The organism is Mesorhizobium sp. M2C.T.Ca.TU.002.02.1.1 (assembly GCF_003997225.1).
The window spans coordinates 1-1,294 of record NZ_RZTO01001197.1 but is presented as its reverse complement, the minus strand read 5'-3'; the positions used below and the strand labels follow the sequence as shown (position 1 = coordinate 1,294).

Genomic DNA, 1,294 nt, shown 5'->3' with positions numbered 1-1,294 from the left:
TTGCGAACGAAAAGGCAAGTGGAAGCCGTTTTTCCGGAACTTCCTGAGTTTGCCACGAATTGAATATCCGCCTACGCTTTCATGCATTGGCCAACGTTTCGGATCCTGTGGCGAGGCCGGTACGAAAGGCTTTAAAACACAACGATTTTGCGGGCGCCCGCCCGCGGGAGGTTTCCATGGCATCCGTTCCCTTCGATCAATTGGACGGCTTCATCTGGATGAACGGCGAGTTCGTCAAATGGGCCGACGCCAAGATCCATGTGCTGACCCATGGCCTGCACTATGCCAGCGCCGTCTTCGAAGGCGAGCGCGCCTATGGCGGCCAGATCTTCAAGCTGACCGAGCATAACGAGCGCCTGCATGAATCGGCGCGCCTGCTCGGCTTCAAGATTCCCTATCCGGTCGCCGAGATCGACGAGGCCTGCCGCACGCTTTTGAAGAAGCAGGGTTTCCAGGACGCCTATGTGCGCCCGATCGCCTGGCGCGGCAGCGAGCAGATGGGCGTCTCGGCGCAGAACAACCGCATCAACTGCGCCATCGCCATCTGGCAGTGGCCGAGCTATTTCGACCCCGCGCAGAAACTCAAGGGCATCCGCCTCGATGTCGCCGAGTGGCGCCGGCCCGATCCGCGTACCGCGCCGTCAAAGTCGAAGGCCGCCGGCCTCTACATGATCTGCACGCTCTCCAAGCACGCCGCGGAGGCCAAGGGCTACGCCGACGCCATGATGCTCGATTGGCGGGGCCAGGTTGCGGAAGCCACCGGCGCCAACATCTTCTTCGTCAAGGACGGCAAGATCTATACGCCCACGCCCGACTGCTTCCTCGACGGCATAACCCGCCGCACGGTGATCGGCCTGGCGAAGGATCGCGGTTTCGATCTGGTCGAGCGCGCCATCATGCCTGAGGAGCTCGAAGGTTTCGAGCAGTGCTTCCTCACCGGGACGGCAGCTGAGGTCACTCCGGTTTCGGAGATCGGTCCGTACCGATTCGAGGTTGGCGAGATAGCCAAGACGTTGATGAATGACTATTCGGCTGCGGTGCAGCCAAAGCATGCGATTGCCGCAGAATAGCGATAGTCACAGCTTTTTTGTGCAATAGGGGCGGTTTTCGGGCCGCCCCTTTTATTTAAGCGCCTGCGCATTTGACTTTCGAACAATTCGGCGTCTCATGATGGCGTCGGCCCGAGGAGGCTGGCGGCTATGGAGGGACTAGGTACATGGATACGAACACGCTCGTTGCGATCGTTATTCAGGTGATTACGGGTGTCATCGGCGGTCAGGCAGGCGGCGCGGCG

Annotated in this window: 1 protein-coding gene; it reads left to right on the top strand. The window is 60.3% G+C overall.

What is annotated here, in order from left to right; all coding sequences use genetic code 11:
* Positions 1-176: 176 nt before the first annotated feature.
* On the top strand, positions 177-1,070 hold the full coding sequence (locus EOD07_RS34690; RefSeq protein ID WP_127238377.1) for a branched-chain amino acid aminotransferase: 894 nt from the start codon (positions 177-179) through the stop codon (positions 1,068-1,070).
* Positions 1,071-1,294: the final 224 nt, after the last annotated feature.

Coding starts and splice junctions, on each gene's coding strand:
- EOD07_RS34690 (WP_127238377.1), top strand. CDS start 177: ATGGCATCCGTTCCCTTCGATCAATTGGACGGCTTCATCTGGATGAAC.